This is a genomic window from Brenneria sp. g21c3, assembly GCF_040240345.1.
Taxonomy (GTDB): domain Bacteria; phylum Pseudomonadota; class Gammaproteobacteria; order Enterobacterales; family Enterobacteriaceae; genus Brenneria.
The window spans coordinates 296,891-322,791 of record NZ_JBEIAB010000003.1; the positions used below are offsets into that span (position 1 = coordinate 296,891).

A 25,901-nucleotide genomic window follows, 5' to 3' on the forward strand; every position below is an offset into this window, starting at 1 on the left:
CCCCTTCTTTAAGCATTTGATTCGCCATCATTAGCACTAAAGTATAGCCTGTCGCAGATTACGTACTATTTTCTGCCCTGGGTATCTACTACAAAAGGTCTCTTTTGCGTGACAAAATTATTTTTACGTAGCGGGAGTTTGGATGATTTTCTGGCTCTGGGCGAAAATGGACAGCCAGTTTATGCCTCCGCACTTCAATTACGGGAAACATTACGTCTCAGAAAACAGCAACAGATTGCAGATTGTCTGGCTATTCCCCAACCTAACGAGCGTGGCGACCGTATTGACTGGTATGCGCCTATCGCCGGCAAGGTCACGTCCTGGATCGCCGCCAGCGAAGAAGAACGTGCCGCCGCGCTGAAATTACTGGAAACCTATCAGTCCGCCGTCGCCGACATCAGTCAACGGGCGCAAGAAGCGGAAAAACCCGGCCAAAAACTTTTCGGCGTGCTGTTGGCGAAAGCCATTCAGTTCCCCGGCGCGAATCATGTTTATCTGGTTGACGGCAAACCGGTTTTAACCTTCTGGGGATTCGTCAATCTGGATAAAAAATCCCGCGCTGATGCGCTGGATTGCTTACGTGAGGTCGAAAAAGCGGTGGAGCCGATCGCATCCCCGCTTTCCGCTTATGAAGAACCGCTGACCGAACAGGCAACAGAACCTGAACCGGCGGACAAGCCGGAACAGCGCCCTGCCCGCGAATCTGTTACTACCGCGCGACGCAATCCATGGTTGCGTTTCTGGTGGGTTCTTCCTGCCGTGGCCCTGCTGGCCGTGCTTTCTCAACAAATCCGCGGATGGATTGCCGGTCGGGAGGATACCCCGAAGCCGCCAGCGTTGGCCGCGACTATCAAACCTGAAAAACGCGCGTTGCCGGCTTCGCCCGCCGAGCCGACACCGGCACCACAGACGGTGAACGAGGTCGCGCCTGTCGCACAGCCTGAAGCAGAGCCGCCTAAGCCCGATGTAGAAAGCAAAAATTCTGATGCGCCGGCTGCCGCCGTTGCGCAGCCTGAACCTGTCGCCGAGCCGGACGAGACGGCTCCCGCGGCGAGTGATGAGCCCAAAGCGGCTGAAGCCGCGCCCGTGGAGCCGGCCGTGATTCAGGAAACGCCGGTTACGGCGCGTAAAGGCGAGTTGGTCATGCCGGCGGATGCGGTAAGAATGGGATCGGTCAACTTCCTTAACGGAAGCTGGCGGGTATCGATAGATGCGAAAACGCCGGTTACCGGTCGACCGCCGAGCCTGATATATCAGATCAGAAATGGCAAGGGAACGGCAAGAATTACGCACGGCGACGGCGTAACCTGCCGGACGGATATTGAAGCCGGACTGATGAGCTCCGGCAATCTGGTTATCAATAGCCGATACAGAGCGCGGTGCAGCGATAATACGCGGTATCAGATGCCTGCTATCGTGTGTAAACAGGGTACGGCGGACATCGCTGAGTGTACCGGTCGCTATAACGCTGATGCGGTCTTCCCCATGACGATAAAGCGCGAGAGTAAACGATAATGCTGGCGACGATCACCGATTACAAACAGAGAATTACGCTTATTCAGGACAGCGGCATTCAATTTCTGGATTTTGCCTTGAAACCGGAATTATCTACCGACTCTCCTAATAAGTATGTGCGCAAAAGCGCCAATGGACCGCTGTTGCGTTTGGTCTATAACCCCCAGACGGATAAATATTTGCTTCCGTCGCCGACGGGCGCGGCGCCTGAAGTGGTCAGGCCGGAACTGAGCATTCCGCTGGAGCAGTCGCTGAAGTTGCTGGAAAAAATCTGGTTGCCGCTGCCCTTTTTCCGATTTAACCCGCCGCGAACCTTTATGGGAGGGCCGGATAACTGGGCGCGGATGCAGCTATTGGCGCTGGACGCCCCGGATCAGGACGGCAATACCCATCGGATCTGTTTGGCCTTCGACACCAAGGTTTATCCGGAGGGACACGCGTACGAATCATTGGCGCCGAACGCCAATGACATCAAAACCGGCGGCAGCTTTGCGCTGGCCTATCACAGTGATGAGTTGGGCGAGTTTCTTGATCAGACCTGGGTGGATGGCTGGCTGAGAGAGGTCTTTACCCAGCAGGCGGCGGAACGGGAAAGTCGCACTATCGGGGAGATCAAAGCCGCCATCCGCGGGTTTGAGTATCAGGCGCATTATATGAACCTGCTGGATATGCTGGGCAATCAGCTATCAATCCCCGAAATCCGCATCAATACCGGCACGCTTCAGGAGCCGGCCGTCAGCGTTGACCTGATTCTGGATGTCGGCAACTCGCATACCTGCGGCATTTTAGTTGAAGATCATGCGGATGAAAGCAATGGTTTGAAACAGACATACGAACTGCAACTGCGTGATCTGAGTCAGCCGCATTATCTGTATAACGAGCTGTTTGAAAGCCGGGTTGAATTTGCACAGGCCAGATTCGGCAAGCAAAATTTCTCCGTGGAAAGCGGCCGCGATGATGCGTTTATCTGGCCGTCGATGACGCGCGTAGGCCGCGAAGCCAGCCGAATGGCGTTGCTGCGTGAAGGTTCTGAAGGTTCCACCGGCATTTCCAGTCCGCGCCGCTATCTGTGGGATGAAGAGAGCTATGCGCCGGGGTGGCGTTTCAGTCAATCGTCGGAAACGACTGCGATGAACGAGCCGCTGGCGACGGCGATGCCGCTGACTATTTTGCTGAATGATGAAGGCCAGCCGCTGTACGATCAGCCGCTTGAAGAGCGCTTGCCGGTTTTCTCGCCGCACTATAGCCGCAGTTCGGTCATGACATTTATGTTGTCTGAACTGTTGCTCCAGGCGCTGATGCAAATGAACAGCGCCGCCCAGCGACTGAAGATGATTCACTCCGCGGCGCCTCGTCAGCTTCGCAATATTATCCTTACCCTGCCCTCGGCAATGCCGAAGCCGGAGCGTGAAATATTTCGCCGTCGGATGAATGAGGCTATCGGTCTGGTATGGAAATCAATGGGCTGGCATCCGTTAGATGACGATTTCACCACGCCGGAGGATAAGCTGCGCAGCCGGGTGCCGGTGCCGGAGGTGCAAATCGAGTGGGACGAGGCCACCTGCGGACAAATGGTCTATCTGTATAACGAAGCGCAGGTCAATTTTGGCGGTCGCGCCGAAGACTTTTTCGCCAGCATGGCGCGTCCGGATAAAGAGCTGTCGGAGGATGAACCCGCCGGAAAAACCTTACGCATCGCGTCGATTGATATCGGCGGCGGCACGACGGACCTGGCGATCACCCAATACCTGCTGGATGACGGCATCGGCAATAATGTCAAAATCATTCCACGTCTGTTGTTCCGCGAAGGGTTTAAGGTCGCGGGCGACGATATTCTGCTGGATGTCATCCAGCTGTATGTTTTACCGGCATTGCAGGCCGAGTTGAAAACGGCCGGTCTGGCTAATCCCGATGAGTTGATGACCAAGCTGTTCGGCAACGAAGGACGCATCGACGGACAGCTGACGTTACGTCAGCAAGTCACGTTGCAGATTTTCATCCCTATCGGCCGCGCGATTCTGGAAGCCTACGAAGGATTCGACCCGCTGGATATCAGCGCTGAAATAGAATCAACCTTTGGCGAATTGCTGGCGCAGCATCCGACGGCAAAAGTGCTGGAGTACATCAACACCGAGGTTCAGCGCGAACTGCCGGTGGATAACACGTCGTTTGATATTCTCCAGGTGCCGCTTATCCTCAAGTTGAGCAAACTGCATGCGGAGTTTTTATCCAACCGGATGAATATCACCCAAAACCTGCGTTTGATGTCTGAGGTCGTTTCGCTCTACTCCTGCGATGTACTGTTGTTAACCGGACGCCCTTCCCGTTTCCCTGGGATCCAGGCGCTGTTCCGCCATTTACAACCGTTGCCGATTAACCGCATGCTGTCGCTGGATGGGTATCACACCAATGACTGGTATCCGTTTAATAAACGGGGCCGTATCGATAATCCGAAATCCACCGCGGCGGTGGGCGCCATGCTCTGCCTGCTGGCGCTCGACCTGCGTCTGCCGGGCTTCTATTTCAAAGTCGGCGACTTCCAGCCCTATTCGACCATTCGTTATCTCGGCATGATGGACGGCAATAACGCGCTGGCCGCCGATAACGTCTACTACAGCGATATCGATCTGGATGATCCGGCCTTCGCGCTTGACCCGGACGCCAGCTTCCAGATTCGTGGATCGCTCTGTCTGGGATTCCGCCAGTTGGATAACGAACGCTGGCCGGCGTCGCCTTTATATACCCTGTCGATTATCGATCAGGAGCTGGCAAGAAAAGTGGTCGGCGACAGTATCCTGCGCGTCAGGCTGTCGGTGACCGGAGGCGATGACCAGAACAGCCCGGAACGCTTTGAGATTGCCGATGCGGTTCTGGATGACGGTAGCCGCGTGCCGCCCCAACATTTGCGCCTCAAATTGAACACATTAGCCGACAACGGTTCAGGAGCAACCCATTATTGGATCGATAGTGGGAGTGTATTTAGAAAATGAAACCATTAACGCCCAAACAACTGTCAAGCCGACTCAATAGCCAGCTACAGGCCGTAGCCCAAGGCGTTGAGCGGGCGATCGACTGGATCGAAACTACCCGACAAAATGCGCCGCGGCTGGATATTGAAGCCGATCGGCTAATCGTTAAACTGCGCCGTAACCGCGACAAGGCAAAGCACTTGTCGGATGTGGCGCTGAAAGATATCGCCATTGGTTTTTTCGGCCTGTCGCAAGCCGGGAAATCTTATCTGATCTCTTCATTGGCCGCCGGAGAGAATGGCAAGCTGGAGACGTTTTTTGAAGGACAACAGCTTGATTTTCTTACCCATATCAATCCAACCAACCGGTCTGCCGCGCTGGTCACCCGCTTTAGCCGTCAGACGGGCGTAAAAAACAAAACCTTTCCCGTTCAACTGCTGCTGCTCAGCGAGGTCGATATTGGCAAGATTATCGCCAATGCTTTTCTGCACGATGTTAATCAGGATGAAGCGTTTGAAGAATTAGACGAGCAATTCATCGACGAACACCTGAGAACCTTGTTGATGCACCGTCAGCCGGAACCGGTCGACGGCATGAATGCGGATGAGGTTGTCGCGTTGTGGGACTATCTGGCTCGTCATGACGCCAAACGACAAAAGCAACTGGAAACGCGCTTCTGGCCGCTGGCGATAGAACTGGCGCCCTATCTGAGCGTTGACGATCGCGCCCAGTTATTCTCAGTGCTTTGGGGCAGCGACAATGCGCTGACGGCGGCCTATCGCCACTTTTCCCATACATTGCAACACCTTTCCGGCGCCCATAAGGTACTGGCCCCGCTGCGGATATTGGCCGATGAAGCGCTGCGTCCGGTTGACGGCATCATTCACGGCACGGCATTGGCGCGACTGAATTCGGCTAACGATCCCGGCGTGTTAGTTCGTCCCATCTTGAATGGCCGGGCGGGAAAGGCGGTCGAACTGTCGCAGGCCGAGTTGGCCATGCTGACCGCTGAATTGCTGATCCCGTTGCATGCTCCCCCGCGCGAGCCCTTGTTTGAGCAGGTCGATATTCTGGATTTCCCGGGTTTCGGCGATACGCCGGAAATGGCCGACGAGCCTCAAACGGCAGAACAAGGCAGCCCCGATGCGCATCCGCTGGCGTCCACGTTGCTGCGCGCCAAACGGGCCTATTTGCTTGAACGCTATACCGATAATCATGAAATGAATCTGCTGATGGTATGCACCGCCGCGGGCAGACGTTCCGATGTCAAAGTCGTGGGCAAGGCGCTGGATCACTGGGTGAAACAGACTCAGGGCGAAAACGCCCAGATTCGGAGTCGTCGTAAACCGGGCCTCATCTGGGCGGTGACCAAGTTTGATCGCCGCATTACTCATGGACAGAACCATGACGCGGCCGTGCAGCGTTATGTCGGCAATCCCGGCGATGCCTGGGGTACCATGCTGGCGATGGATAAACGTGGCGTCAGCCGTATGGCGGCCTGGCTGGGCGCGGAAGTTCACCGCGAGGTGAAGCTCGGCCGCATCAGCGAGCAACTCGGCGAAATACAACGCGAACTGGGCGATAATCTGTTGGGGAATTGGTATCAGCCGCCGGGCGCCGACGATCCGGCCAGGAAACAGCAGATAGCCGAAACGTTGCTTAAATCATTGCAAACCCGCACCGGCGTACACGGCGAGTTGCTGGAACGGCTGTTGCCCTCGCGCGATGAGCTGCGTCGGCTTTATCTGCTACAGCAGGCTCAACCCTACGGCAATCCTCATCAGAATGTGGAAGAGCTCAGCGCGCCTTTAACCGGCGGCGATCCTTTTAGCGTCGGGATCGAAATCGATCTGTTTGCCGATGAACCCGTCGAGGTCGATCAACCCGTATCTGCGATTCATGAAATTGATCATGGTTACGAAGCCGAATATGCGCACAACGTTTATCGCTATTGGATAAATCATTTACGCGGTTTGCCGGAAAACGGTCCGCTGGTCGAACTGTTGGGCGTGACGAAGGCGACGATTGAAATGCTGGTGGAAGAATTGATCACCGCCAGCATTCGCATGAATATCGAAGACGCGCTGATCGGGATGCTGGTGGATTCGGATCAACTGGGCATTCACCGCGAAAATAAGGCGGATCGGCAGGTGTCACGCGTGCTGACGGTGCTGGGCGATTTTGTCGCCTGGCTGGGGTTCCAGCAAATGGATGAATCACTGCGCCCCGCCAGCCGGATTAATCGCGGTCATAAAATCTTCGCCAAGCCGGAAAAACAGGCGCTGAACTGGGGCGCGTCACAGCGCCTGACCAAGCTTTCGCTAACGCCGACCAACAATACGGCTTTTTATATCTATGACTGGCTGGTCGGCCTGAATGAAATGATTATACAAAACACCGGGTATTCCGCCGGACGTGAAGTCAGTGCGGAACAGCATCAACAATTGGGCGAGATATTAACGCTGATCAAACCCGTCGAGAAGTAACCCTGCCTGCCCCCGGCGTTTCCGGGGGCAATCCGTTGTTCGTTGGCCGATGATGCTAATTTGCCGAGTTTATCCCCATGGTCGCCTCCCTGAGTTGACGCCTTTCCCGGCTCAACTATTATTTCATACCAAGATGATTATTCCGGTAGCGCGATATTGCGCCGTGGGACAATCAACCGGTTCAATCGTAATCGATTTAATAACAACAGAGGCAAAAGACAATGAAACTGAAGGCACTTATCCTGACAGGCGTGTTCTTTTCCTGTTCCGCATTCGCCGCCGGCACTACGGTAACCTTGAACGAAGCGCTGCCGGACGGCAACGGCAAGGAATTGGGAGAGGTCTCGATAACGGAAACCCCTTATGGCCTACTCTTCACGCCGAAGCTAACCGGGCTGACGCCGGGCATCCATGGTTTCCATGTTCATGAAAAATCGAGTTGCGCCGCCGGGGAGCAGGACGGCAAATCCGTGCCTGCGTTGGCGGCTGGCGGACACCTCGATCCGGAAAAAACCGGCAAGCATCTGGGACCATATACCGACCAGGGTCATTTGGGGGATTTACCCGGACTGGTGGTTAACGCCGATGGCTCCGCCTCCTATCCGGTGCTGGCGCCGCGGATAAAATCGCTGTCCGAGGTGAAAAACCACGCGCTGATGATCCATGCCGGCGGCGATAACTACGCCGACAGCCCGGAAAAACTCGGCGGCGGCGGCGCACGTCTGGCCTGCGGCGTGATTGAGTAACCCGTTATCGCATCTCGCGTTATGATGGGCGGATGTCGTGGCGGTATGGCAACGACATCCGCTCCGGCATTGGCCGAATAGCGCGTTCACATAAGGCATTCAGCGCTGCCGGCATGCGCGTCTGATTAAATCGGTAAGGAATGATTGTGCAGGTTTTTTTTCTGGATACGATGCCAACCCCTATCGGGGAATTAATGCTGGTTGCCGATGAAAATAATTGCCTGCGGGCGGTTGAATGGCGTGAATATGAAGAAAAATTATATCGTTCGCTGAATCGATGTTATAAGAATGATCCCTTCTCGTTACTGCCTGAGAATAATCCCGGTGGATTAACCGATAAGCTGCAACGTTATTTCGCCGGCGATTTAAATGTCATTAATACCATCCCCGTTGTCTCGGTCGGCACGGAATTTCAGCAACAGGTCTGGCGCGCGTTACGGCAAATCCCTTGCGGGGAAACAATAAGTTATGGCGAACTGGCTGCGCGACTGGGGCGACCGACGGCTTCCCGCGCCGTGGGGATGGCGAATGGCGCCAATCCGATCGGCGTTGTGGTTCCCTGTCATCGCGTTATCGGCGCGCAGGGGGCATTAACCGGCTATGCCGGCGGCGTTCATCGTAAACAGTGGTTGCTCACGCATGAAGGCTATTTCCCGCAACAGAATATATTCGCGCTATAAATGATATCGTTACGCCAAAAATCCGCGCGCGAAAATGTATCTTTATCAGGCATAAAGTTAAATTACTCCTTAGTTCGCGCCTTATTGAGCCATTGGAAAGGTTATCGGACTTATCACCGGCGATAAAAGCTGTTAAAATTGACCAATATCAATTATCGCCTGAGCAAAGTCTATGATCCCGGAAAAGCGAATTATCCGCCGCATCCAGTCTGGCGGTTGTGCGATCCACTGTCAGGATTGCAGCATCAGTCAACTATGCATTCCATTTACTTTGAATGAACACGAGCTCGATCAGCTCGATAATATCATTGAAAGGAAAAAGCCTATCCAGAAAGGACAAGCGCTCTTCAAAGCCGGCGATGAGTTAAAATCTCTCTATGCTATCCGTTCGGGCACCATCAAGAGCTATACCATCACCGAACAGGGCGATGAGCAGATCACCGGTTTTCATCTGGCGGGCGACCTGGTCGGCTTTGATGCCATCGGCAACGCGCAGCATCCCAGCTTTGCCCAGGCGCTGGAAACCTCAATGGTCTGCGAAATTCCCTTTGAGACGCTGGACGATCTTTCCGGGAAAATGCCTAACCTGCGCCAGCAAATGATGCGCTTGATGAGCGGCGAGATCCGCGGCGACCAGGATATGATCCTGCTGCTGTCGAAAAAGAATGCCGAAGAACGTTTGGCGGCTTTTATTTATAACCTGTCTCGTCGGTTCGCCGAACGCGGTTTCTCTCCGCGCGAGTTTCGCCTGACCATGACGCGTGGCGATATCGGTAATTATCTGGGATTGACGGTAGAAACCATCAGCCGTTTACTGGGCCGTTTTCAGAAAAGTGAGATCCTTGCCGTAAAAGGTAAATACATCACCATTGAAAATCTTAGCGCGCTTTCCGAACTCGCCGGCTCTTCGCCTAACAGAGCCTGACCTGCCGCCGGAGCGGTGAATAGCTTATTACATCGTTCCGGCCTTTCACCGCTGTTTTTCAAAACGATATTGTTCAAAACGATGTCCTTGGGGTACTCTTGATTTACAGACTGTGGACTAACAGCTGTTTGGAGGACCTATGGCAAAGTATCAGAACTTGCTTGTAGCTATTGACCCGAATCAGGATGACCAACCGGCGCTTCGGCGGGCGGTTTATTTGGTTCAGCGACTTGGCGGGCGCATCAAGGCATTCCTGCCGATTTATGATTTCTCTTATGAAATGACTACCCTTCTGTCCCCTGACGAACGGACGGAAATGCGTCAGGGCGTGGTTTTACAGCGCACCGAGTGGATTAGGGAACAATGCAAATATTATCTTGATGCCGGCGTTCCGATAGAAATCAAAGTGGTCTGGCACAATAAGCCATTTGAAGCCATTATTCAGGAGGTGATTGCCGGGCAACATGACCTGTTGCTGAAAATGGCGCATCAGCACGATCGGCTGGAAGCCGTTATTTTCACCCCTACCGACTGGCAGCTATTGCGTAAATGTCCATGTCCCGTCTGGATGGTGAAGGATCAGCCCTGGCCGGAAGAAAGCCGGGCGTTGGTCGCCGTTAACCTCTCCAGCGAAGATCCCTATCACGATCCTTTGAACATTAAGCTGGTATCAGAAACGCTGGAGCTGGCGAAACAGGTTAATCAGACGGAGGTCCACCTTGTCGGCGCCTACCCGGTCACGCCGATCAATATCGCCATTGAACTGCCCGATTTCGACCCCAGCGTTTACAACGATGCCATCCGCGGTCAACACCTGATTGCGATGAAGGCGTTGCGTCAGAAATTCAATTTGGATGAACGGGTAACACATGTGGAGAAAGGATTGCCTGAAGAGGTGATCCCCGATTTGGCGGAGCACCTGCAAGCCGGCGTCGTGGTCCTGGGATCGCTGGGCCGAACCGGACTCTCCGCGGCGTTTATCGGTAATACCGTCGAGCACGTTATTGACCATCTGAAATGCGATTTGCTGGCGATCAAACCTGATGATTTCGTCAGCCCGATCACGCAGGAAGGGGAAAACGACGAGGATAAAAATTAGTATGGCGTTCTGAATGCCTGGAATAAAGAAAGGGGCGATGATGATCGCCCCTTTTAGTCTGCCTAGCGCAAAGAATTACAGCGCTTTCAGAATCGCCTCCACGCTGTCTTTGGCGTCGCCAAACAGCATCTGCGTGTTTTCCTTGAAGAATAACGGATTCTGCACGCCGGCATAGCCAGTGTTCATCGAGCGCTTAAACACGATAACATTCTGCGCCTTCCACACTTCAAGCACCGGCATTCCGGCAATCGGGCTGTGCGGATCTTCCTGAGCAGCCGGGTTCACGGTGTCATTGGCGCCGATGACCAATACGGTATCGGTATCGGCGAAATCGTCATTGATTTCGTCCATTTCCAATACGATGTCATAAGGCACTTTCGCTTCGGCCAACAAAACGTTCATATGGCCCGGCAAACGACCGGCAACCGGGTGAATGCCAAAGCGAACCTTGATCCCGCGAGCGCGCAGTTTGGCGGTAATATCGTGTACCGGATACTGCGCCTGCGCGACCGCCATGCCGTATCCGGGCGTGATGATCACCGAACTTGAGTTTTTGAGTAATTCAGCGACTTCTTCCGCTGAAGCCTCGCGGTATTCGCCCATCTCTTCGCTTTCACCGGTGGACGAACCGTCGGTACCAAAACCGCCGGCAATCACGCTGATGAAGGAGCGGTTCATCGCCTTACACATGATGTAAGACAGAATGGCCCCGGAGGAACCCACCAAAGCACCGGTTACGATCAGCAGGTCGTTGCTTAACATGAAGCCCGCCGCCGCCGCCGCCCAACCGGAATAGGAGTTCAGCATGGAAACGACAACCGGCATATCGGCGCCGCCGATGGAAGCCACCAAATGCCAGCCGAATACCAGCGCAATCGCCGTCATAAACAGTAACGCGACGGACTGCAACGCCACACTGTCGGAATTAACAAACACCAGCAGCAGCAGGAAAGAGACCACCAGCGCCGCCAGGTTCATTTTGTGGCGATGAGGCAGCGTCAGCGGTTTGGACGAAATGATGCCGCGCAACTTGCCGAAAGCGACAACCGAACCGGTAAAGGTTACCGCACCGATAAAGATCCCCAGAAAGACTTCCGTCAAATGGATATTCACCAGTACCGGGTCGGTGATCTCGCCGTGGTCGAGAAAGCTGTTAAACCCGACCAGTACGGCGGCCAGACCCACGAAGCTGTGAAGAATGGCGACCAGCTCCGGCATTTCGGTCATTTCAACTTTGCGCGCCAGATAAACGCCGATTGCGCCGCCGATCACCATGGCGACGATAATCCAGGCGACGTTGCCGGTATCCGGCCCCAGGATAGTGGCGATTAATGCAATCGCCATCCCGACCACACCGAAAATATTCCCCTGACGGGAAGTTTCGTGTTTGGACAAACCGGCCAGGCTAAAGATAAATAAAATCGCGGCAACAATGTATGCAGCTGTAACTAATCCACCAGACATGTGTTACCCCTTAGTTTTTGCGGAACATTTTCAGCATGCGCTGAGTGACGGTGAAACCACCGAAAATATTGATGCTGGCAATCAATACGGCGATGAAGGAAAAGAAAGACACCCATCCACCGTGACCGATTTGCAACAATGCCCCGACGACGATAATTCCCGATATCGCGTTTGTTACCGACATTAATGGCGTGTGCAGCGCATGGCTGACATTCCATACGACGTAGTACCCTACCACGCAAGCGAGCGCGAATACGGTGAAGTGAGACAGAAACTCTTTCGGTGCGACATTCGCCAACCAGCCGAACAGCAGGATGGCAATGGCGATGAAAGCGTATTTCTTCCATGGAGAAGACGGTTTTTTCTCTTCTTTCGCGACGGCAGCCGCGGCGGGTTTGGCCTGTTGCGGCTGAGCCGAAACCTGAATCGGCGGCGCCGGCCAGGTGACTTCGCCATTTTTGATGACCGTGACGCCACGAATCACGTTGTCTTCAAAATTAACGTCGATTTCGCCATTTTTCTCTTTGCACAGCAGCTTCAGCAGGTTAACCAGATTGGTGCCGTACAGCTGAGAAGACTGGGTCGGCAGACGGCTGGGCAGATCGGTATAACCGATAATTTTGACGCCGTTTTCCGTTATCGTAACCTGATCGGCGACGGTCAGCTCGCAGTTGCCGCCGGTTTGCGCGGCCAGGTCGACAATCACGCTGCCGGGCTTCATGCTCAGAACCATCTCTTTGGTAATAAGACGCGGAGCGGGTTTGCCCGGGATAAGCGCCGTGGTGACGATGATATCCACGTCCTTTGCCTGTGCGGCGAACAGTTCCATTTCCGCTTTGATAAAGGCTTCCGACATGACTTTGGCATAACCGTCGCCGCTGCCGGCTTCCTCTTCAAAGTCGAGCTCCAGGAATTCGGCGCCCATGCTCTTGACCTGTTCCTTAACTTCAGGACGGGTATCAAAAGCGCGGACAATCGCGCCCAGACTTCCTGCTGCGCCGATAGCCGCCAGACCGGCAACGCCGGCGCCGATAATCATGACCTTGGCCGGCGGCACTTTGCCGGCCGCGGTAATCTGACCGGTAAAGAAACGACCGAACTCATGAGCGGCCTCTACAATGGCGCGGTAGCCGGCGATATTCGCCATTGAGCTAAGCGCATCCATCGACTGGGCGCGTGAAATGCGGGGAACAGAGTCCATTGCGAGCACCGTCACCTGACGCGCGGCCAGTTTCTCCAGTAACTCAGGATTCTGGGCCGGCCAGATAAAGCTGATAATCGTACTCCCCGCGCGGGTGAGTTCAATTTCCTCCTCCAGCGGCGCATTGACCTTCAGGACAATATCGGACTGCCAGACTTCACCGGTGTCTGCCAGTGAGGCGCCCGCTTGCGCATACGCCGAGTCTTCAAAACTGGCAAGTTTCCCAGCCCCACGTTCTATCGAGACCTCAAAGCCAAGTTTCAGCAACTGTTCGACCGTTTTCGGCGTTGCTGCAACTCTTGCTTCATTGGTCAACCGTTCTCTTGGAACACCAATACGCATACTGATTCCCTTTTTGCTTATTTTTAACGAAGGTTATTATAGTCACCCTACTCCGGTGGTATGAATCGACCGAGATTTATTTCACCCTGTCTCTATATTTGACCTGATTAACCGACTACCCGGTATCTTGCAAACTGCAATGGCGATAATAGCCTATATTCGCTCAACCAAGGATGCGTTCATCATCGCCAGAGGAGCGACCTGAAATCAAGTGGATATATAACCTACTGAAAATGTGAGCGATGATCCATATATAAAACGAATTTCACCTAAAAGCCGAGTTATTATAGTCAGCATCGGTTTTTTTTGGTCGAAAATCACGTTCGCTTGCCGCTTTTGTAGCATTATTATTGATAAATTATTCTGGGGTGTTTCACAAAAATCGCGTGTTACGGGCTTGTTAAGCACAAGGCCCGAATAAATATCCCTTATGATAGTGAAACAATCATTAACCGTTATTATTGACGTTTTTCTTTAATCCTGACCTGGGAAACGAAGGTTGAGATACCCTGCAAAATGCTAAAGCATGCGTCGTTATTCCGTGCGATAATCCAGGGCTATTCCATTACATCTTGATTGCCAAGCATGTTATAAACCAAACGCGCCAGGCGAAAGGATCCTTTTATGAAGTTCAAGACGACAGTTATTGTATCCGCACTACTCTCATTATCGGCATTTTCAGTACAGGCGGCCCGGGAACTCACCCCAGAACAGGCCGCGTCATTACAGCCCTTTAAGAGAATTTCATTCATAGGTCGGTTCAGCGCCATCAACGAAGCGGTTGCCGCGGCGTCAAAACGTGCGGATAAGCTCGGCGCCGACGCATTCTATGTTCAGGATATGATGGACACCAATTCCTACGACCGGTGGAACGTTATCGTCGACCTCTATCATAAAGATGCGCCGAAGGCCAGTAATGAAGTGAAGTACCGCACTTTTCATGGCGTAAAAGAATTGCCAAAAGATACCGCCTATGCGTTGGAACCGTACGATACCGTTACCGTCAGCGGTTCCTTCCCCAACCAGCCGGAGATTAACGAAGCCATTGGCAAAGCGGCAAAAGAAAAAAATGCCGACGCTTTCTTTATTGTGCGTCAGGTTGATATTAACGCCGGCGGGAGCAACCAGAAGGTAACAGCCTACATATACAAAGCCGATGCGCCTAAGCGCCAGCTCCAACGCCCGGATGCCATCCCGGCCGATTCCGAAGCCGGCAGAGCCGCGCTGGCTGCCGGCGGCACAGAAGCCGCCAAGGTGGAAATTCCAGGCGTGGCAAACTCGGATAGCCCAAGCCGCAACATCGGCAACTTCTTTGAAACGCAGTCGTCAAGAGGTGGGCGTTACACCGTCACGCTTGCCGACGGCACTAAAATTGAAGAACTTAACAAAGCGACCGCCGCGCAGATGATCCCCTTCGATTCCATTACTTTCCGCGGCAGCTTTACCACAATGCCGCAGGTGTCCGAAGCAGTGGCAAAACGCGCAGCCAAAAAAGGCGCCAAATACTACCACATCACCAGACAGCGGGAAAATAATGGCACGAATATGACCATTAGCGCTGATTTGTACAAGTAACCGCAAACGAATAAAAAAACCCGCATAACGCGGGTTTTTTTATGCCTGAAAATCTACTTGCTGGTATCCAGTTCCGGGAAACTTTTGACCAGATCGTCAATGGCTTTGATCTGTTGCAGGAAAGGTTCCAGCTTATCTAACGGCAATGCGGAAGGACCGTCGCATTTCGCGTTGGCCGGATCGGGATGCGCCTCGATGAATAATCCCGCCAGACCCACGGCCATACCGGCGCGGGCCAGTTCGGTTACCTGCGCGCGCCGACCGCCGGATGCGGCGCCAAACGGGTCGCGACATTGCAGCGCATGCGTGACGTCGAAAATGACCGGCGAACCGTTGGAAACCTGCTTCATGACGTTGAAGCCCAGCATATCCACGACCAGATTATCGTAACCGAAATTGCTGCCGCGATCGCACAGGATCACCTGATCGTTGCCGCCTTCGATAAATTTATCGACGATGTTGCCGATTTGTCCGGGGCTGACAAACTGAGGCTTTTTAACGTTGATAACGGCGCCGGTTTTCGCCATCGCTTCAACCAGATCGGTCTGGCGAGCGAGAAAAGCCGGCAACTGAATCACATCGACGACATCCGCCACCGGCTGCGCCTGATATGATTCGTGTACGTCGGTAATGATTTTTACGCCAAAGGTCTGTTTTAGTTCCTGGAAAATCTTCATTCCTTCTTCCAGACCCGGACCGCGGTAAGAATGAATGGAGGAACGGTTGGCTTTATCGAAGGAAGCCTTGAACACGTAGGGAATACCCAGTTTCTGCGTTACCGTAACGTAATGCTCGCAGACGCGCATCGCCATATCCCGTGATTCAAGGACATTCATGCCGCCAAACAGGACAAAAGGCAGATCGTTGGCAACGGAAATGTCCCCTACCTTGACCACTTTGTTCTTCATACTTTTACCTTAATATCGGATAAATCAACGTTGAACATACCCGCCGCCCGGCAAGTTTTCGCCTGGCGACCTCTTGCAATCGGGCGGGTATAAATAGGCATTTATCAATGCAGGACGATGTGTTTTTGCTCTATTGAGTGAATCTGAACTTTGATCATTTCACTCACCGGATCTTCCGGACATTGCTCGACAAAATAATTCAGGTCGGACAGCGCAATATGATCACAGTCCAACTGGGCATAAATCAGGCCGCGGTCGCGGATTTCATACGGGTCGTCAGGCTCAAACTGCAACACCGCTTCACTGGCCTTCAACGCCAGCTCCATCTGTTTTTCTTCCATCAGGGCCACTTTCAGCGTGTCGAGCATTTTACGTACAATCAGTATATTCTCGGCTTCATCCAGATCTTCATCCATCAGCTGCGATGAAGGACCGATATTGCCTTTCAGCCAGACGTCCAGCACATGTTCGCTCAAGGTGTCGCCGGTTAACGGGTTGATCAGCCACATCTCCTCATCCAGCCAGTCCGCGCGTAAAATAAGCTGGGTGGGGAAAATGACCGGCATCAGCGGCAGCCCGATCGCGTGCGCGATATGCAAAAATATCACGCCCAGAGACACCGGCATGCCCTGCCGGGATTCCAGCACTTTATCCAGCCACAGGACATCGGAAAGCCGATAAACGCCGCTGGCGCCGCCGAACCCCCAGGTATGGAAGAACAGCTCAATCAGCTTCTCAAGCTGCAAATCCTGTTCAAGATCCTCGGGAATAACCGCGCGGGCATCGTCAACCAACTGTTGCAGATTTTTCCGCACATCCTGGGCGGGGAAATCACGGCGAATCGCCTGTGAAACGAGTACGACACCTTCACTTAACTGTGAACGATTGAATTCAAAATCAGCAATAGAACTCATAGTTATTCCATCAGCAACGGTAACTTGGTCAGCGAAATCTGCATAACCAGACAGAAGCATACCAAGGCAAGTATAAACGCCAGCCAGCGTATCTTCTGACTACGCGGGCGTTTCCCCAGGGCAACCGCGCCAAGGAGAATATAAATAATAACGCCAAACAGTTTTTCCGTCAGCCAGCTTTGTCCGACAGTAAACGGATAAATATGATTAATGACGAGTAAACCCACGCCGGTCAGCAATAATAACGTATCGTTGATGTGGGGCAGTATCTTAACCCATCGTTGCCGCAATAGGGCGGACTGTCGGCATAACCAAAAAAAACGCAGCACGAACAAACAAATGCTGACGCCGACCGTCACCATGTGCAGATATGCAAATCCTAAAAATAGCGCCACCCGCGTAGCCTCCTGAAAAATTATTTATCGATCGCTTTTGGCCACAGCCCCAGCGATACGCGATCGTTATTGCCGTAATCCCGACAGGTTTCTATCCGCTCGAATCCGTGAGCCTGCAATAGCTGCCGTACTGCGGCGCCCTGCCGCCAGCCGTGCTCCAGCAATAACCAGCCGTCAGGCAGTAAATGGCTTGCGGCCTGTTCGATAATGGCGCGCAAATCGGCCAATCCGTTCTCGGCCGCCACCAGAGCGCTGCTTGGCTCGAAACGAACGTCCCCCTGAAACAGGTGGCGGTCATCGGCATCAATATAGGGCGGATTACTGACGATCAGCGTGAAATGCTGGTTCGGCAGCGATGAAAACCAGTCGCTCAATAAAAAACGAACATTTGTTATGCCCAATCGTTCGGCATTATGTTTGGCCAGCGTGACGGCATCGGGCTGCGCGTCTACGCCGGTGACCTGGCAATCCGCCCGCTCGCTGGCGATCGCCAGCGCTATCGCCCCGGTGCCGGTGCCTAAATCCAGTATGGAAGACGGCGCGGCAGGCAGCCGTTGCAGCGCTTGTTCAACCAGACACTCGGTATCGGGACGCGGGATCAGCGTGGCCGGCGATACCGCAAGCGGCAGCGACCAGAACTCGCGCTCTCCGGTCAGATAGGCGATGGGTTCGCCGTTAATCCGCCGCGCCAGTAAAGCATCCAATCGCTGCAACTGTTCCGCCGTCAGCCGGGTTTCGCCGAACGCCAGCAAGAAGGTTCGCGTTTTACCGGTGACGAAGCGCAACAATATCTCCGCATCCCGTTTCGGACTTTCCCCCGTTGCGAGACGCGTAATAGCCGATGTCAGCCAGGCCTGATAATTCATTACTCTTGCTCTGAAAGCGCGGCCAACTGGTCGGCTTGATATTCCTGGACGACGGGCTGAATCAGCATATCCAGCTTGCCTTCCATTGCCTCATCCAGCCGGTAGAGCGTCAGATTGATACGGTGATCGGTCACCCTTCCCTGCGGAAAGTTGTAGGTGCGGATACGATCCGAACGATCGCCGCTGCCGAGAAGGTTCCGGCGCGTCGAGGCTTCTTCCTGCTGACGTTTCTGCATTTCGGCGGCGCGGATACGCGCGCCCAGCACCGACAGCGCTTTAGCTTTGTTCTTATGCTGGGAACGCTCATCCTGACACTCGACCACAATGCCCGTCGGCAAGTGGGTAATTCTGATGGCGGAATCGGTGGTGTTGACGTGCTGACCGCCGGCCCCGGATGAACGAAAAGTATCGATACGTAAATCGGCGGGACTGATCTCCGGCAGTTCTGCTTCCGGTATTTCCGGCATCACCGCGACGGTACACGCCGAGGTATGAATACGCCCTTGTGATTCGGTCGCCGGCACGCGTTGTACGCGATGCCCGCCGGACTCGAACTTGAGCTGGCCGTAGACGCCGTCGCCGGATACTTTCGCAATGATTTCTTTATAACCGCCATGCTCGCCGTCGCTGGCGCTCATGACTTCCACCTGCCAGCGGCGGGTCTCCGCATAGCGGCTGTACATGCGGAATAGATCGCCGGCGAAGATCGCCGCTTCATCGCCGCCGGTTCCGGCACGGATTTCAAGAAAGCAGCCGCGCTCATCATCCGGATCTTTCGGCAACAGCAGAACCTGAAGCTGCTGCTCCAGCTCTTCGGCGGCGGTTTTTGCCTGTTTTAATTCTTCCTGCGCCATGTCGCGCATTTCGGCATCGTCGAGCATGATTTCAGCGGTTTGCATATCTTCCTGTACCTGCTGCCACTGTTGGAAGCAGCGAGTGATATCAGTAAGCTGCGCATATTCACGGGACAAGGCGCGATAGCGATCCATATCAGCGATCAAGCTCGACTCGCCGAGCAATGCCTGAACTTCCTCATGGCGTTCTTGCAACGCTTCCAGTTTAGCAACAATAGAAGGCTTCATGCGGGCTGTTAAATCCTGTTAAGAGAGATAAATGCTAGTCCAGCCCAAGGCTGTCGCGTAAAATTTGTAAACGGTCCAGATCGCCGTCACGGGCGGCCTGTTGAAGAGATTTGGTGGGAGCATGGATCAGGCGATTGGTTAAACGGTGCGTCAATTCCTGCATGACCGTTTCCACGTCGCTCCCCTGCTGAATGGCGGTAAGCGCTTTGGCCGTCAATTCCGCACGCAGCGCCTCAGCCTGTTCCCGGTAATCGCGAATGGTTTCGACGGCGGACTGCGCCCGCAGCCAGGCCATGAAGTCGGAGCTTTCCTGCTGAACAATCGATTCCGCCTGGATTGCGGCGGCTTTGCGCTGCGCCAGGTTATGCTGAATGATCGCATGTAAGTCATCAACGCTATACAGATAGACGTTGGGTAATTTGCCGACCTCCGGTTCAATATCACGCGGCACGGCGATATCCACCATCAACATTGGCTGATTACGCCTTGCTTTCAGCGTTCTTTCCATCATCCCCTTTCCGATAATCGGCAATGTGCTGGCGGTGGAACTAATGACGATATCGGCATTAGCCAGTTGCTCATCCAGTTCGGCGAGCGTGATGACTTCCGCGCCGACTTCAGCGGCAAGCGCCTGCGCGCGTTCGCGAGTACGGTTGGCGATCACCATGCCGTGTACCTGATGTTCGCGCAGATGGCGGGCGACCAGTTCGATGGTTTCTCCGGCGCCGACCAATAATACATTAACATCTGCAAGGGATTCAAAGATTTGGCGAGCCAGCGTGCAGGCGGCAAACGCGACGGAGACCGCGCTGGCGCCGATGTCGGTTTCAGTGCGCACCCGCTTGGCGACGGTAAACGATTTCTGGAACAGGCGTTCAAGCTCGCCGGACACCGTATGTCCGCGCAATGATTCCGCAAAGGCCTTCTTCACCTGCCCCAATATCTGCGGCTCGCCCAGCACCAGTGAATCCAGGCCGCTGGCGACGCGCATCAAATGGCTGACGGCCGCGTTATCCTGATGCCAGTATAGACTGTCGCTGACGTCATCCGGATCCAGATGATGGTATTCACACAGCCAGTCAATCAGCCGTTCACGCTGATTTTCCTGTTCTTCCACGCTAAGGTAGAGTTCGGTGCGGTTACAGGTGGACAGCAGTACGCCGCCCTGCACCATAGGTTGTTGTAGCAGGCTATTCAAAGCCTGCCCCAGCGTATCCGGCGAGAAAGAAACGCGTTCCCGCAAAGAAACCGGAGCCGTTTTGTGATTAATACCAAGCGCGAGCAGCGTCATTGAACAATTCTTGAGTAATACCGGTGTTAGTATGGATTTCTTGCCCCGCATTCTACTTGATGCCGGGAAGCAAGAAAAGCGACAGCGCGTGATGCTGTTCATCCTGGGTGTATACTCTACGCTGAAAACGCCAAACATTGACGCTGAGCGACAAGCCCGTTAGCGTGACCTTTTTGTGATATTCAATCTGCCTGATAGGATTTGACCGACATGCCATTAAATACCCTCCGTTGCCTGCGGCTACTGCCTCTGGCCAGTGTATTGCTGACCGCCTGCGGCCTTCACCAACCTGTGTCGCCGGGCAAGAATCCGACCTCGCCCGAATGGCGGCAACATCAGCAAAAAGTGCAGCAATTGAGCCAATATCAGACGCGCGGCTCCTTTGCCTATATCTCCGATAGCAAGAAACTATATGCGCGTTTTTTCTGGGAAGAGTCGTCATCCCAGCGCTTTCGTCTGCTGTTGACCAATCCGCTCGGCAGCACGGAGCTGGAATTGAGCGCGCAGCCGGGCAGCGTGCAGATTGCGGACAATCAGGGTAAACGTTATGTCGGCAAAGATGCCGAAGAGATGGTGCAACAGCTAACGGGGATGGCGATCCCGCTGAATAATCTGCGCCAGTGGATCCTCGGCTTGCCGGGCGATGCGAGCGATTTCACCCTCGACGACCAATATCTGCTGAATAAAGTGACCTATCGTCAGGGCGATCAAAGCTGGAACGTCAGCTACCAGAGTTACAGCCGAAAGGTGAACCCGCCGCTGCCGCAGAGTCTGGAGCTCACTCAGGGCGAACAGCGCATCAAGTTAAAAATGGATAACTGGACGGTAAAATAACCTATGCAGTCCAATCTGATTGAGAAATGGCCCTCTCCCGCCAAACTGAATTTATTTCTTTATATCACCGGGCGGCGGGCGGATGGCTATCACCTGCTGCAAACCCTGTTTCAGTTTCTGGACTATGGCGATACGCTCACGATTACTCCGCGTGCGGATGAGCGTATCGAACTGCTCACGCCGATAGCCGGCGTGGATAACGAGCAGAACCTGATTATCCGCTCGGCGCGCCTGCTGCAACAACATTGCCGCAGCCGTAACGATCGCCACGCGCCTTTGGGCGCGGATATCCGTATTGATAAGCGCCTGCCGATGGGCGGAGGATTGGGCGGCGGCTCATCGAATGCAGCCACGGCGCTGGTTGCGCTGAATCACCTGTGGGGCTGTAATCTGCGGGCGGACGAGCTGGCGGCGCTCGGCCTGCGGCTCGGCGCCGACGTGCCGGTCTTCATCCATGGCTATGCGGCCTTCGCCGAAGGCGTCGGCGAAAAGTTGACGCCGGCTTTCCCGGCGGAAAAATGGTATCTGGTGGCGCATCCGGGGATCAGCATCCCTACTCCGTTGATCTTCGGCGATCCTCAGCTAAAACGGAATTCGCCAGTGCGATCTTTGGACCAGTTGCTAAAACAGACCTTCGTCAATGATTGTGAGACTATCGCAAGAAAACGTTTTCGTGAGGTTGAACAGCTACTTTCATGGCTGTTAGAATACGCCCCGGCGCGCCTGACCGGAACAGGTGCTTGTGTGTTCGCTGAGTTCGACACCGAGCCCGAAGCCCGCCAGGTGCTTGACCAGGCCCCGGAATGGTTAAATGGTTTTGTGGCGCGAGGCGTTAACGTCTCTCCGTTGCAACGTACGCTTTCCGGGCAATGTTAGGTTTTGATAACACCCAGTCTGCTTGGGCTGTGTTTTATCAAGCCTAATTCATACACCCGTATGCATATTGTGCCTGTTGTTGCTCCCCGCTCACGGATATTATAGCGGGTACAATATTTCTCTGGACGCAAGCCTGAGGTTCTTCTCGTGCCTGATATGAAGCTTTTTGCTGGTAACGCCACCCCGGAACTAGCACAACGTATTGCCAACCGTTTGTACACTAGCCTTGGCGACGCCGCTGTCGGTCGTTTTAGCGATGGTGAAGTCAGCGTGCAAATCAATGAAAATGTACGCGGTGGTGATATTTTCATCATCCAGTCCACCTGTGCGCCGACCAACGATAACCTGATGGAACTGGTTGTCATGGTGGATGCGCTTCGCCGCGCTTCCGCCGGGCGTATCACTGCCGTTATTCCTTACTTTGGCTATGCTCGCCAGGATCGTCGGGTTCGTTCCGCCCGTGTGCCAATCACCGCTAAAGTGGTGGCTGATTTTCTGTCCAGCGTCGGCGTTGACCGTGTACTGACCGTCGATTTGCACGCAGAACAAATTCAGGGCTTCTTTGACGTCCCTGTCGATAATGTTTTCGGCAGCCCTATCCTGCTGGAAGATATGCTGCAACAGGAGCTGGATAATCCGATTGTGGTTTCTCCGGATATCGGCGGCGTCGTTCGCGCCCGCGCCATTGCCAAGCTGTTGAATGACACCGATATGGCGATTATCGATAAACGTCGTCCGCGCGCCAACGTGTCTCAGGTGATGCATATCATCGGCGATGTCGCCGGCCGCGACTGCGTGTTGGTCGACGATATGATCGATACCGGCGGCACGCTGTGTAAAGCAGCGGAAGCGCTGAAAGAACGTGGCGCCAAACGCGTATTTGCTTATGCGACGCACCCGATCTTCTCAGGTAATGCCTACGACAATATTAAAAACTCAGTTATTGATGAAGTGATTGTCTGCGATACCATTCCGCTGACAGATAAAATCAAATCGCTGAAAAATGTTCGTACGCTGACGCTGTCAGGCATGTTGGCTGAAGCGATTCGTCGCATCAGCAATGAAGAGTCCATCTCCGCCATGTTTGAGCATTAATCGTTTTTAGCTGGTTATTGGCTATTTACGCAAAATTAAGCCACCCGTAAAAGGTGGCTTAATTTATTTCCATCATGTGCAATAAAAAAAACCGCCACAGCCAAGGCTTATAGCGGATTTTTAAAATTCGGCACAAGTCAGCAATATTGCGCTACGAATGGCGCTGGCGCTGACAACGTTTATCAAAATGTTTTACCCACCAGTAACGATCGGCCACTTTTTCACGACCGCTGATACGCGCACCGACCAACCAGGATATCGCGCCGGCAAAAATAGTGATCAGATCCAAATAGGCGATAAATTGCGGTAGGTTCAGTTTGGCGAACTGGCTGATGATGCAATAAGCAATGCCGCCGATCATTAAAAACATACCAATGCCCATCAACGCATTACCCAGCGTGGTTGCACTTTTACGTTTCATTTGTCACCTCCAGAAAACTCTGTGGATGAATGAGGCTTCCCTGTGTTGATGTAATTATAGACAAGTACGTGGTCGGATGATTGCGTGAGGGATCACAGATAACAGAGTAAAAGTAATCTTTTTTTACATTTATACCAATAAACAGACAAAGATTTTAATAATTACCCAGCGGAACTATTTTGCATAATTCTATTACAACGACGCTGACGCCGGGTATGCCGCGACTTCAAGTCAGAAAAGGATATGTGTAAACTAACGTCCCTCAACGCTATTTAAATCACGCGGCGTGATATCGATATACGCGCGCAATCTGGAATATTATCGTGAGCAGCATTAAGTTAATTGTTGGTTTGGCCAATCCCGGCGCCGAATATGCGGCGACCCGCCATAATGCCGGGGCCTGGTACGTTGACCGTCTGGCTGAAATTCATCGTCAGCCGCTGAAAGAAGAAAGCAAATTTTTTGGCTATACCTCACGCCTCAATCTGGCCGGGCATGATATCCGGTTATTGGTCCCCACGACCTTTATGAACCTGAGCGGCAAGGCCGTGGCGGCCCTGGCGACTTTTTACCGGATTCAACCGGATGAAATTCTGGTGGCGCATGATGAACTGGATCTGCTGCCCGGGGTAGCCAGACTCAAACTCGGCGGCGGTCACGGCGGCCACAACGGATTGAAGGACATCATCAGCAAGCTGGGCAATAATCCTGGCTTCCATCGCTTACGCATCGGCATCGGCCATCCGGGCGATAAAAATAAAGTCACCGGTTTTGTGTTGGGGAAACCGCCCGTCAGCGAACAAACGCTGATTGATGACGCGATTGACGAAGCGATCCGCTGCACCGACATTCTGTTAAAAGAAGATATGATGAAAGCCATGAACCGCTTACACGCATTTAAAGCGGCATAAATCACCGCCTGATGCCGATGGCGGATCGAGATAAACGGACATTCCGTGTATAATCAGCCGGAATAGTTGTCATTCTGACAGGCGATTGAAAATAATTGTCTGATTAATAAGTAATTTAAGGTGATATAAACATGGGATTCAAATGCGGCATCGTCGGTCTGCCTAACGTCGGTAAATCCACTCTGTTCAACGCGCTGACCAAAGCGGGTATTGAAGCGGCCAACTTCCCGTTTTGTACCATTGAGCCTAATACCGGCGTGGTGCCGATGCCCGATCCGCGTCTGGATAAACTGGCCGAGATCGTCAAACCGCAGCGTACCCTCCCTACTACCATGGAGTTTGTCGACATCGCCGGGCTGGTGAAAGGCGCATCCAAAGGTGAAGGCCTGGGCAACCAGTTTCTGACCAACATTCGTGAAACGGAAGCCATTGGTCACGTGGTGCGTTGCTTCGAAAACGACAATATTGTTCACGTTTCCGGCAAAGTTAACCCGGCCGACGATATTGACGTTATCAATACCGAACTGGCCCTGTCCGACCTGGATACCTGCGAACGCGCTATTCATCGCGTACAGAAAAAAGCAAAAGGCGGCGATAAAGACGCTAAAGCCGAGTTGGAAGCTTTGGAAAAATGTCTGCCGCAGCTTGAAAAGGCGGGAATGCTGCGCTCGCTGGATCTCAGCGCGGAAGACAAAGCGGCGATCCGCTATCTGAGCTTCCTGACCCTGAAACCGACCATGTACATCGCCAACGTGAACGAAGACGGTTTTGAAAATAATCCGTACCTTGATCAGGTTCGGGCCATCGCCGCCGCGGAAGGGTCTGTCGTGGTGCCGGTTTGCGCGGCGGTTGAATCCGATATCGCCGAGCTGGATGATGAAGATCGCGACGAATTTATGGCTGAGCTGGGCTTGACGGAACCGGGTCTGAATCGGGTTATCCGCGCGGGCTATGAATTGCTGAACCTGCAAACCTACTTCACCGCCGGGGTGAAAGAAGTCCGTGCCTGGACAATCCCCGTCGGCGCCACCGCCCCGCAGGCGGCGGGTAAAATTCATACCGACTTTGAAAAAGGCTTCATCCGCGCCCAGACCATCGCTTATGAAGACTTCATTACCTACAAAGGCGAGCAAGGCGCGAAAGAAGCAGGGAAAATGCGTTCGGAAGGTAAAGACTACATCGTGAAAGACGGCGATGTGATGAACTTCTTGTTCAACGTCTAATCACTTTTGTTGTCTCGTGAGGTTTCAGAGCGTCTCATGAAGATTAACAAACCCCATAAAATCCACGCAGTTGCGTGGATTTT

At 53.6% G+C, this 25,901-nt stretch carries 22 protein-coding genes; 13 read left to right on the forward strand and 9 right to left on the reverse strand.

Annotation, left to right across the window (positions count from 1 at the left end; translation table 11 throughout):
• The first annotated feature begins 108 nt into the window (after nucleotides 1–108).
• From ABRZ28_RS06580 to uspE, 7 genes are all read left to right on the forward strand, one after another.
• Nucleotides 109–1,515, forward strand: coding sequence for an SrfA family protein (locus ABRZ28_RS06580; RefSeq protein WP_330519769.1), 1,407 nt, complete (start codon nucleotides 109–111; stop codon nucleotides 1,513–1,515).
• A complete protein-coding gene (locus ABRZ28_RS06585) occupies nucleotides 1,515–4,505 on the forward strand; it encodes a virulence factor SrfB (protein WP_330519770.1) in 2,991 nt (996 codons plus the stop codon). The genes ABRZ28_RS06580 and ABRZ28_RS06585 overlap by 1 nt, the downstream gene beginning before the upstream one ends.
• The gene (locus ABRZ28_RS06590; RefSeq protein ID WP_330519771.1) at nucleotides 4,502–6,970 is read left to right on the forward strand and encodes a putative virulence factor; all 2,469 of its coding nucleotides are present in this window, start codon (nucleotides 4,502–4,504) and stop codon (nucleotides 6,968–6,970) included. Before ABRZ28_RS06585 ends, ABRZ28_RS06590 begins: the two co-directional genes overlap by 4 nt.
• 221 nt (nucleotides 6,971–7,191) lie before the next feature.
• Nucleotides 7,192–7,716: a superoxide dismutase [Cu-Zn] SodC gene (gene sodC / locus ABRZ28_RS06595; RefSeq protein WP_330519772.1), complete on the forward strand. Its 525-nt coding sequence runs from the start codon at nucleotides 7,192–7,194 to the stop codon at nucleotides 7,714–7,716.
• Nucleotides 7,717–7,862: 146 nt separating this feature from the next.
• Complete coding sequence (gene ogt, locus ABRZ28_RS06600; RefSeq protein WP_319602448.1) at nucleotides 7,863–8,396, forward strand: methylated-DNA--[protein]-cysteine S-methyltransferase; 534 nt, start codon at nucleotides 7,863–7,865, stop codon at nucleotides 8,394–8,396.
• Nucleotides 8,397–8,568: 172 nt separating this feature from the next.
• Nucleotides 8,569–9,321: a fumarate/nitrate reduction transcriptional regulator Fnr gene (gene fnr, locus ABRZ28_RS06605; RefSeq protein ID WP_239782550.1), complete on the forward strand. Its 753-nt coding sequence runs from the start codon at nucleotides 8,569–8,571 to the stop codon at nucleotides 9,319–9,321.
• Nucleotides 9,322–9,460: 139 nt separating this feature from the next.
• On the forward strand, nucleotides 9,461–10,420 hold the full coding sequence (gene uspE, locus ABRZ28_RS06610) for a universal stress protein UspE (RefSeq protein WP_319602447.1): 960 nt from the start codon (nucleotides 9,461–9,463) through the stop codon (nucleotides 10,418–10,420).
• Between the two features lie 75 nt (nucleotides 10,421–10,495).
• Here uspE and pntB read toward each other — a convergent pair whose 3' ends face one another.
• On the reverse strand, nucleotides 10,496–11,884 hold the full coding sequence (gene pntB, locus ABRZ28_RS06615) for a Re/Si-specific NAD(P)(+) transhydrogenase subunit beta (RefSeq protein WP_319602446.1): 1,389 nt from the start codon (nucleotides 11,882–11,884) through the stop codon (nucleotides 10,496–10,498).
• A gap of 10 nt (nucleotides 11,885–11,894) precedes the next feature.
• Entirely contained in the window at nucleotides 11,895–13,427 is a 1,533-nt protein-coding gene (gene pntA, locus ABRZ28_RS06620; protein WP_330519773.1) for a Re/Si-specific NAD(P)(+) transhydrogenase subunit alpha, read from the reverse strand.
• Between the two features lie 624 nt (nucleotides 13,428–14,051).
• Between pntA and ydgH the strand changes: the two genes are divergently transcribed.
• Nucleotides 14,052–15,002 (forward strand): DUF1471 family protein YdgH, encoded by a 951-nt coding sequence (gene ydgH / locus ABRZ28_RS06625; protein ID WP_319602444.1) that lies wholly within the window; start codon nucleotides 14,052–14,054, stop codon nucleotides 15,000–15,002.
• Nucleotides 15,003–15,055: 53 nt separating this feature from the next.
• On the opposite strand, the gene kdsA is transcribed toward ydgH, so the two are convergent.
• From kdsA to hemA, 6 genes are all read right to left on the reverse strand, one after another.
• Nucleotides 15,056–15,910, reverse strand: a complete 855-nt coding sequence (gene kdsA / locus ABRZ28_RS06630; protein ID WP_330519774.1) for a 3-deoxy-8-phosphooctulonate synthase — start codon at nucleotides 15,908–15,910, stop codon at nucleotides 15,056–15,058.
• Between the two features lie 104 nt (nucleotides 15,911–16,014).
• Nucleotides 16,015–16,824 carry an invasion regulator SirB1 gene (sirB1, locus tag ABRZ28_RS06635; RefSeq protein ID WP_319602442.1) on the reverse strand — a complete coding sequence of 270 codons (810 nt, stop codon included), beginning with the start codon at nucleotides 16,822–16,824 and terminating at the stop codon, nucleotides 16,015–16,017.
• Between the two features lie 2 nt (nucleotides 16,825–16,826).
• Complete coding sequence (locus tag ABRZ28_RS06640; protein WP_319602441.1) at nucleotides 16,827–17,219, reverse strand: SirB2 family protein; 393 nt, start codon at nucleotides 17,217–17,219, stop codon at nucleotides 16,827–16,829.
• Between the two features lie 20 nt (nucleotides 17,220–17,239).
• Nucleotides 17,240–18,085 carry a peptide chain release factor N(5)-glutamine methyltransferase gene (gene prmC / locus ABRZ28_RS06645; RefSeq protein WP_330519775.1) on the reverse strand — a complete coding sequence of 282 codons (846 nt, stop codon included), beginning with the start codon at nucleotides 18,083–18,085 and terminating at the stop codon, nucleotides 17,240–17,242.
• On the reverse strand, nucleotides 18,085–19,167 hold the full coding sequence (prfA, locus tag ABRZ28_RS06650) for a peptide chain release factor 1 (RefSeq protein ID WP_319602439.1): 1,083 nt from the start codon (nucleotides 19,165–19,167) through the stop codon (nucleotides 18,085–18,087). The genes prmC and prfA overlap by 1 nt, the downstream gene beginning before the upstream one ends.
• 34 nt (nucleotides 19,168–19,201) lie before the next feature.
• Nucleotides 19,202–20,458: a glutamyl-tRNA reductase gene (gene hemA, locus ABRZ28_RS06655; RefSeq protein WP_319602438.1), complete on the reverse strand. Its 1,257-nt coding sequence runs from the start codon at nucleotides 20,456–20,458 to the stop codon at nucleotides 19,202–19,204.
• A gap of 210 nt (nucleotides 20,459–20,668) precedes the next feature.
• Here hemA and lolB point away from each other — a divergent pair, with 210 nt between their 5' ends.
• From lolB to prs, 3 genes are all read left to right on the forward strand, one after another.
• Nucleotides 20,669–21,292: a lipoprotein insertase outer membrane protein LolB gene (gene lolB / locus ABRZ28_RS06660; RefSeq protein ID WP_319602437.1), complete on the forward strand. Its 624-nt coding sequence runs from the start codon at nucleotides 20,669–20,671 to the stop codon at nucleotides 21,290–21,292.
• 3 nt (nucleotides 21,293–21,295) lie between these two features.
• Complete coding sequence (gene ispE, locus ABRZ28_RS06665) at nucleotides 21,296–22,168, forward strand: 4-(cytidine 5'-diphospho)-2-C-methyl-D-erythritol kinase (protein ID WP_330519776.1); 873 nt, start codon at nucleotides 21,296–21,298, stop codon at nucleotides 22,166–22,168.
• A 147-nt stretch (nucleotides 22,169–22,315) separates the two neighbouring features.
• The gene (prs, locus tag ABRZ28_RS06670) at nucleotides 22,316–23,263 is read left to right on the forward strand and encodes a ribose-phosphate diphosphokinase (RefSeq protein WP_319602435.1); all 948 of its coding nucleotides are present in this window, start codon (nucleotides 22,316–22,318) and stop codon (nucleotides 23,261–23,263) included.
• Between the two features lie 151 nt (nucleotides 23,264–23,414).
• Here the strand turns inward: prs and ychH are convergent, their stop codons facing one another.
• Complete coding sequence (gene ychH / locus ABRZ28_RS06675) at nucleotides 23,415–23,684, reverse strand: stress-induced protein YchH (RefSeq protein WP_330519777.1); 270 nt, start codon at nucleotides 23,682–23,684, stop codon at nucleotides 23,415–23,417.
• A 323-nt stretch (nucleotides 23,685–24,007) separates the two neighbouring features.
• Between ychH and pth the strand changes: the two genes are divergently transcribed.
• Both pth and ychF read left to right on the forward strand, forming a co-directional pair.
• The gene (gene pth, locus ABRZ28_RS06680; protein ID WP_319602433.1) at nucleotides 24,008–24,595 is read left to right on the forward strand and encodes an aminoacyl-tRNA hydrolase; all 588 of its coding nucleotides are present in this window, start codon (nucleotides 24,008–24,010) and stop codon (nucleotides 24,593–24,595) included.
• Nucleotides 24,596–24,726: 131 nt separating this feature from the next.
• Complete coding sequence (gene ychF / locus ABRZ28_RS06685; protein WP_330519778.1) at nucleotides 24,727–25,818, forward strand: redox-regulated ATPase YchF; 1,092 nt, start codon at nucleotides 24,727–24,729, stop codon at nucleotides 25,816–25,818.
• The last annotated feature ends 83 nt before the right edge of the window (nucleotides 25,819–25,901 follow it).

Excerpts from the sequence above, each read along its gene's own strand:
- ABRZ28_RS06585 (WP_330519770.1), top strand. The coding sequence starts at position 1,515 with ATGCTGGCGACGATCACCGATTACAAACAGAGAATTACGCTTATTCAG.
- ABRZ28_RS06590 (WP_330519771.1), top strand. The coding sequence starts at position 4,502 with ATGAAACCATTAACGCCCAAACAACTGTCAAGCCGACTCAATAGCCAG.
- sodC (WP_330519772.1), top strand. The coding sequence starts at position 7,192 with ATGAAACTGAAGGCACTTATCCTGACAGGCGTGTTCTTTTCCTGTTCC.
- fnr (WP_239782550.1), top strand. The coding sequence starts at position 8,569 with ATGATCCCGGAAAAGCGAATTATCCGCCGCATCCAGTCTGGCGGTTGT.
- uspE (WP_319602447.1), top strand. The coding sequence starts at position 9,461 with ATGGCAAAGTATCAGAACTTGCTTGTAGCTATTGACCCGAATCAGGAT.
- pntB (WP_319602446.1), bottom strand. The coding sequence starts at position 11,884 with ATGTCTGGTGGATTAGTTACAGCTGCATACATTGTTGCCGCGATTTTA.
- pntA (WP_330519773.1), bottom strand. The coding sequence starts at position 13,427 with ATGCGTATTGGTGTTCCAAGAGAACGGTTGACCAATGAAGCAAGAGTT.
- ydgH (WP_319602444.1), top strand. The coding sequence starts at position 14,052 with ATGAAGTTCAAGACGACAGTTATTGTATCCGCACTACTCTCATTATCG.
- kdsA (WP_330519774.1), bottom strand. The coding sequence starts at position 15,910 with ATGAAGAACAAAGTGGTCAAGGTAGGGGACATTTCCGTTGCCAACGAT.
- sirB1 (WP_319602442.1), bottom strand. The coding sequence starts at position 16,824 with ATGAGTTCTATTGCTGATTTTGAATTCAATCGTTCACAGTTAAGTGAA.
- prmC (WP_330519775.1), bottom strand. The coding sequence starts at position 18,085 with ATGAATTATCAGGCCTGGCTGACATCGGCTATTACGCGTCTCGCAACG.
- prfA (WP_319602439.1), bottom strand. The coding sequence starts at position 19,167 with ATGAAGCCTTCTATTGTTGCTAAACTGGAAGCGTTGCAAGAACGCCAT.
- hemA (WP_319602438.1), bottom strand. The coding sequence starts at position 20,458 with ATGACGCTGCTCGCGCTTGGTATTAATCACAAAACGGCTCCGGTTTCT.
- lolB (WP_319602437.1), top strand. The coding sequence starts at position 20,669 with ATGCCATTAAATACCCTCCGTTGCCTGCGGCTACTGCCTCTGGCCAGT.
- ispE (WP_330519776.1), top strand. The coding sequence starts at position 21,296 with ATGCAGTCCAATCTGATTGAGAAATGGCCCTCTCCCGCCAAACTGAAT.
- ychH (WP_330519777.1), bottom strand. The coding sequence starts at position 23,684 with ATGAAACGTAAAAGTGCAACCACGCTGGGTAATGCGTTGATGGGCATT.
- ychF (WP_330519778.1), top strand. The coding sequence starts at position 24,727 with ATGGGATTCAAATGCGGCATCGTCGGTCTGCCTAACGTCGGTAAATCC.